We start from the raw sequence: 6480 nt of genomic DNA, 5'->3' as shown, positions 1-6480 counted from the left end.
TTGTGTCGGATACGCGTGGTAGCGGTGACTGTATTCCATCGCTGTCTGCTGATTCGGTATATGTTCAGTTAATGGTTTGTACTGCGTGCGGCGATACATCCCCTCCCTACTCGCTCCCGGTGGTCGCTCCTTGAGGAAGGGGCATTCTCGCCTCAATTCTGGTAACTGAATCAAAGAGCGGCACGATAGAGGCGCATAGATGACTCATCCCCGGTGTTACCGTCGTTTCTTCATTAGGGCAGAGAATGTAGATCCGAATACAGGAGCTGAAATCTGATTCCGATTTAAAATCAAGGAGAGGCACCCCTATCGACTTGTTGAACAAAACCACCTCCATCCGGAGGGTCACCTCTATCGATTTGTTCAGTGGGAAGCTATCCACGAAAGACCAACATTGAACCAATAGAGGGAAAATGCCGAAATTGAACATAGGATCGGATCTCCACTTGACATCCTCCCCGCCGTGAACGGCGAGGATTCCCACGGTACCACACCGCTGGGTTGGGATGGTTACGGTTTGTAGTCGTCTTGGTGAACAACTACTGGCTGTGCCAACCAGCCGTTACTCCTATCCCGGCATGGGATTCGGAGATACCTTTGCTGACTGCAACCCAAATCTCACCAACAGAAAGGGGTGCTTTCTGTGTGGAATCAGGGAATCCCGATATTGTCCGATTAGGTGGGCGGGCAGGCCGCCTCGGTTACATGTTAATACGGTAATTACTCACTTAAAACATCCGTTCAGAACATAGAGCGTGGCTTGTAGAGGAGTTGGCGGATTTATCCCCGCGCTGAAGCACGGGGCTTTCTCCTTGAATTTCCGTAATTGGCTACATCTATCGTGACCGTGTCGACAGGACCACACACCCACCCCTATCGATTTGTTCTGACGAGAAAGGGCGAGGAGGGGAGAGTCGACTACGTGGAACCCACGTGGATATAGGTCATCAGAATGAGGGTCTTCGACGGGATCAGCTTTTTATCAGCTCGATCCTGCTGTATTCGATAGATTGGAAGGGGATTGAACAAATCGATAGGGGTGAGTGTAGAGTAGTTAGTCTAGGAAACAAAGGAGATTACAGGCCATCTCGCCATAGTGCCTACAAGTTGCCCGAGACAGCTCTACGTCCCCTGATTTCTCGATTAGTATTTAATCAGCCAATTTGTGGAGAGACAGGACGGAAGTGTGTCGTTAGAACAAGTCGATAGAGGTGCGTTCTACTAGTTAGCTAGTAGCTAGAACTAGAAAGAAGAGAGAGAGAAGATGAAAACAGCTCTCGATCACGTACTAATTGTGATGTAGATAGAGTATTGGTCCGTTCGAGAATTCTTTCACCCCGTCCCTCTTTTGTGGTTAGAACAAATCGATAGGGGTGAGAGGGTGTCCGTGAGTTATCCTGTATTGGTCGAGACGAAGGGTTTCCTAACAAATCGTCGGAGGTCACGGAAGATAACAGTGTAACCCTCTGATCTTCTGGTTCTGAACGTCATACCGGTAGAAAAGATATCGACAGGGGAATCTTTTAGTATTCCGATAGAGTGAAGTCTGGTATGCCCACGGATCCTGGTCCCGAGGAAACCTCCGAGTCCACGGGTTCTATCAAAGATCTCATTCTTGAGCAGGAGGAAGCTGCGAGTCTCATCAAGAATCGGTCGCTCCTCGAGCCGAACGAGATCGTGGACGAAGAACGTATTGTCGGTCGGGACACCCAGCTCACCGATATTACTCAGCACCTTCGTGTCGCGATTAGTAACGAGCGGCCACCGAACCTTCTCCTCTATGGTCCCTCCGGGACCGGGAAATCTCTTATTATCAACGCCGTTTGCGAGAACATCGTCGAACTCTGCGAAAGCCGTGATATCCGGTTCGGCGTCATTCAGATGAACTGCCAGAACGTAGGAACCCTCGGCGCAGCCGTCTACGAGCTTGCCCGAAAGGTGGCGAACGACATCGGAACGACTGTCGACGTCCCGGAACACGGGGTTCCAAACAAGAAAAAATGGCGCGAACTCTACCGTCTCATCAACGAACACTACGATACAGTTGTGTTCATCCTTGATGAACTCGACATGCTCGTCGGTCGTCGGGATAAGGACGAACCAGCCTTCTCCCGCCTTCTCTATCAGCTCTCTCGAGCTGGAAGCACCAACGAAATCTCCGCCCAGGTTTCCGTGACCGCCATCACGAACGATACGAAGATGATGGAGAGTGTGGGAAGTCGTGCTCTCAGTTCGTTTACGCCTGAAGACGTTCACTTTAGCGACTACGATGCCAACCAACTTCGGGAGATCCTTCGAGCGCGAGAAGATGCCTTCCACGAGAACGCACTCAGCGATGACGTCATCCCGCTCGCAGCAGCATTCGCTGCCCAAACTAACGGCGACGCACGGAAGGCGATCGACCTAATGCGAACAGCAGGGTCGATCGGAGAAAAAACAGGCGCGGACGAAGTTCGCGAGGAGCACGTTCGAGAAGCTCAGGATAAAGTTGAGAAGAACCGCGTGTTAGAGGTTACTCGTGGGATCAGCACGCAGAAGAAGCTTTGTCTCTTCGCGACCGCGGCTGTTGCGTGTGAAACAGGCACTGGTGCAGCAAAAAGTCCGCACGGATACCGGGTGTATCAGTACTTGACGGGCACCCTCGATTCGGATCAGTACCACCAGGAGACGTACGTGAATAAGATGAAAGAGCTCACGACGTATTCGCTGGTCGAGACAGAGCGAAAGAGTCAGGGGCCACACTCGGGCAGCTACCTTGAGTTCACGTTCGGTGAGAAGCCGGAGACTATCATCGAGACGCTTCGGGAAGATTCGCGGCTCGACGACGTTGACGACTATGAACTCCGTACTGTCGTGAAGGCACAGCTCAACCAGTAGCTTCTGGCTCGAACAAATCGATAGGGGCGGGGGTGTTATCGATGACTCAGTTCCCTTGGTGCCCGTAACAAGTCGATAGGGGTGGGTCTCCAGATCGTGGTGGTATCTCACACAACAAATCGATAGAGGTGACTGTCCAGGAGTTCGGATCACGGTATTCTGGAGGAAATAGAGACGCCGTCATCAGATACTGCTGGCTGATCACTCGTTTCGAACTGCTGTGAACGCCGTCAGATCCAGCTCTCGTGTCTCGACGAGTTCTCGGCGAATATCCTTCTGATCCCACCCAAGCGGTGACAACACACTCTCAACGGCTCTGACGAGTTGAGTCTCATAGTACGAGGCGTCGTAAGTCTCGATCTCTTCGTGGACGAGAGCCACGCGCCCCCGTGAAGACTTCTCGTCGTCGACGACCACGTACTCGATATCCTGTCCAGGGTGGACGGCGAGATTCTGATCACGAGCACGTTCGAGCGCTGCCACGTTCTGTGTATTCTGTGTATAGTCTCCGAGCGGTTTGGAGACACGGTTCCGTTCAACGAGCTGCTCTACAGCAATGGCACCAGCATGGAGGGCTTCGATCGCTCTCTCAAGGTGACCAAGCACCGCGTCTGCGGACTTCGTTGCATCGAGACGTTCGAGACAGTCCCGCTGGACATCCTCGATAAACGACGGGGTCGACCGCTGACGAGCCTCGATACCGCGTAACTTGAACTCGTCGTTGTCAGCCACTTTGCCGAAATACTTCGTGAGTGCGCCGGCGTTGCTCTCGCGCTGGGGAACGAACGCCACCCAGTCATAGTGGGCTTCGTATTCGAGCCGAATCTCGACGCGCTCGGTGATCGCCGTTGCGAGCGCGTCGAGGTTTTCACGGTTCTCGTCGTCGACGTCGGGATCCGGGGTCACCCAGATAGAGTCGACGATGCCGTGGACGACGCGCCAGCCGCCGTTCTCCAACTGCTGTTTCGCCGTCAGCAGAATCTCGCGAGCGAACGCGTTGATTGCCTCGTGGCACTCGATACGACCGAACTTCGCGTTGCTGAATCCCTGATATCCGAAGCAAGCCACCAGGATCCACTTTAGCGCTCCCGACCGCCCCTCGAGTTCCGACAGTCGGTCCTCGTCGAGGTCGTCACGTTTCTTCTCGCGACGGATGGCCGCCTTGATCTCGTCGCGAGCGTCGATGATTGGCTGGAGCACGTCGACGAGGTAGCCTCGATCATCGCAGATTGAGTACCCGAGGCCGGGGACGTCCTTGCGGTCGCTGTGGCAGTCACACCGGATAACGTCCGGCGAGACGTTCCGGGTACAGATGATGTTCGGATACAACGAGGAGAAATCGAGTTCGTGGACGTTCTCGTGGAGGCCGACCTCGGGCGCGAAGATGAAGCCGCCGCGGTCGGCGTCGTGGAGCGTCCCCATCGGCTTGAAGAACTCATGCCGCCAGGAGTTCCACGGCACGAGGACACCGCGGTCGTGGGCCTCACAGATCTGGATCGCGGTGAGGACGTTCCCGATCGACGCCCACGCGAGCTCTTGGACGGGCTTTTTCGATCGCGACACGAGGTCGAGGACGCCGTCGAGGTTCGTCTCCCCGTAGAAGAACGTGTTCGACTCGTCGATGATCGCGCGGCCGGGAACGTTATACCGCGCCGGTGAATGACCGACGCGACCGTAGCTCGAGTATGTCGACCGGCTTGCGAGCTGCTGGTAGTCGACGTCCGGCCACCGACTCAGCGAGAAGTCGTCGACGCCGGCAGCCGTCGCCATCTCGTACAGCGTCGGGACGATCTCGCTCGTCGAGCAGACGAGGATGTCTGGGTCGTGTGTCTCGATCGCCGCTTGAACGGTGGTGAGGATGTCTCCTGCTGACCCGGTTACAGTCTCGCCCGCAATTGTGAGCTCGCTGTACGTGTCTTGGCCTGTCTCGGTCACTGGAATACCGAGCCGGAGCGTCGACAGTTCCGCTACCGGCGTTGGATCGCGATTCGTCTCCAGACAGTAGCGAAACTCCCGTGAGAAATCGACGTTGAAGCAGGCGAGATCTCCAACGGGGTACGCTGACAGTTGGTGTGCCTGTCGCGCAAGCGGTGTGACGCGGTCGACATGGTTGACGTCGACAGCCAGAGCGCGCTCGTCGTCACGCCTGAAGCCGGAGCGCCGCGACACGGATTCGGGCGTGACGACGTCAGGATGCCGTTCGTATCGTGAATGAAGTTGTGTAAGATCGATGTCGGTGTCAGGGTCACGTGCTGCGACGAAGAAACGGGGAGTGTAGTCGTCGCGTTCGGTCATGGTGGCGCCATCATCGGTCGCTTCCCATTCAAGAACGCGACCATCGTCAAGGAAATCGATCGTGAACGTCATTTGCGTAAGTCACCCACCTACCATTCTATACACCGAAATCTCGCATAATCGCCGGTGTGTCTGTTCCGGATTTCGGGAAACGAGGATCGTCTCGATAGAAACATCGCGCCCTCGGAAATTCATTCTTTTAACCACTTTCCGGAATCGCTTCCGATTTTGATACCCGAACCCGTGTTAACCAACAGACTGGCTGTATCACAGAATTTTGTTGGTTAAACCGAAGCATTTGGATTCTCCGAGCTAGACCTGCCGATCGAAATTATATTCGCTGAGGGTTTCAACAGACTTCGTCAAATGAAATGGAGGCTCCCGCTACGCAACTTGGCGGACGTGAGCTTTGACAGCTTGATAGAGCCCGTCGAAATCATCGAACTCGTCGACTGTAACGTGCCAGCGGTCTGAAATCGCATCGATCATCGAACTTTCGACGTTCTGTTCGCCAAGGAACAGCACTTCTTCACGGAGTTCCTGTGACGAGAGATGCTCACAGACAGATCCGATCTCGATTCCTACACCGAGGTTGTCGCCCATCGCCGGAGCAATAAAGACAGTTGCAACGGACACTTTAGTAAATTCGACACTTTGGGTAGCAGCGTCCATTTCGTAGAGCGGGATTTCAGGATCCGTCGCGAGAAAGGCATTGACTCCTCGCTCTTTTCGGAGTCGTCGTCGGAGTTCGATAAGGAGCCAGAGTGCCTCATCCGCGTCAAAGTCAGTTTCAGTAGCTTGGAGGTTTTGGACTGCATCCGTCTTTAGTTAAGACTCACACCTCGGTTGAGTAGCGGTAGCGAGTGTCTCTTGTAAGATTGGTCGTTGCTTGTGGATCTTCTGAGCGTCTTCGATCAATCGTTCTAGAAGTGGTGGCGGTGAGTAGCCGAGATATTCACCGAGTTCGTGGAGGATAAGCTGGGCGTGCGACCGAAAGGTCGCCGCCCAGCGCTCCGTCGGAAACACGATCCCATCACCCGCTTGCTCGGTCACCAGATCCAACAGATCACGGCTTACAAGCAGCGATAGCAACGCTGCGTACAGTAGGATCTTTACCACGTGTTCATCACTCGTGTCGAACTCATCCAGTTCGTACTGCGTCTTCAACTCACGAAACAGCAACTCAACCTCCCACCGACATCGGTAGATCTGCGGTAGTTGGATAGCAAGACAAAGATACACCGCACAGTGATGCCTCTCGTCCTTACCGAAGTTCTCTCCCACCCAGAATTGACTGGAGCTGTTCAG

4 protein-coding genes and 1 pseudogene are annotated in these 6480 nt (G+C 54.4%); 1 reads left to right on the top strand and 4 read right to left on the bottom strand.

Annotation, left to right across the window (positions count from 1 at the left end; translation table 11 throughout):
- Nucleotides 1-106 precede the first annotated feature (106 nt).
- Nucleotides 107-484, bottom strand: coding sequence for a hypothetical protein (locus J2751_RS15330; protein ID WP_209487315.1), 378 nt, complete (start codon nt 482-484; stop codon nt 107-109).
- A gap of 1067 nt (nt 485-1551) precedes the next feature.
- Between J2751_RS15330 and J2751_RS15325 the strand changes: the two genes are divergently transcribed.
- Nucleotides 1552-2877 (top strand): orc1/cdc6 family replication initiation protein, encoded by a 1326-nt coding sequence (locus tag J2751_RS15325; protein ID WP_209487314.1) that lies wholly within the window; start codon nt 1552-1554, stop codon nt 2875-2877.
- Nucleotides 2878-3078: 201 nt separating this feature from the next.
- Here the strand turns inward: J2751_RS15325 and J2751_RS15320 are convergent, their stop codons facing one another.
- The 3 genes and pseudogenes from J2751_RS15320 to J2751_RS15310 form a co-directional block, all read right to left on the bottom strand.
- Nucleotides 3079-5244 carry a type B DNA-directed DNA polymerase gene (locus J2751_RS15320; protein ID WP_209487312.1) on the bottom strand — a complete coding sequence of 722 codons (2166 nt, stop codon included), beginning with the start codon at nt 5242-5244 and terminating at the stop codon, nt 3079-3081.
- A gap of 312 nt (nt 5245-5556) precedes the next feature.
- Nucleotides 5557-5973, bottom strand: a pseudogene (locus J2751_RS15315) (DUF7509 family protein); the annotation flags it as partial.
- 27 nt (nt 5974-6000) lie between these two features.
- Nucleotides 6001-6480, bottom strand: a 480-nt coding sequence (locus J2751_RS15310; RefSeq protein WP_245202888.1) for a transposase, incomplete at its 5' end; no start/stop codon positions are given.

Origin of the sequence: Halorubrum alkaliphilum (assembly GCF_017873815.1) — an archaeon.
Lineage (GTDB): Archaea > Halobacteriota > Halobacteria > Halobacteriales > Haloferacaceae > Halorubrum > Halorubrum alkaliphilum.
This window is presented reverse-complemented; position numbering and strand designations above follow the sequence as displayed.

Coding starts and splice junctions, on each gene's coding strand:
- J2751_RS15325 (WP_209487314.1), top strand. CDS start 1,552: ATGCCCACGGATCCTGGTCCCGAGGAAACCTCCGAGTCCACGGGTTCT.
- J2751_RS15320 (WP_209487312.1), bottom strand. CDS start 5,244: ATGACGTTCACGATCGATTTCCTTGACGATGGTCGCGTTCTTGAATGG.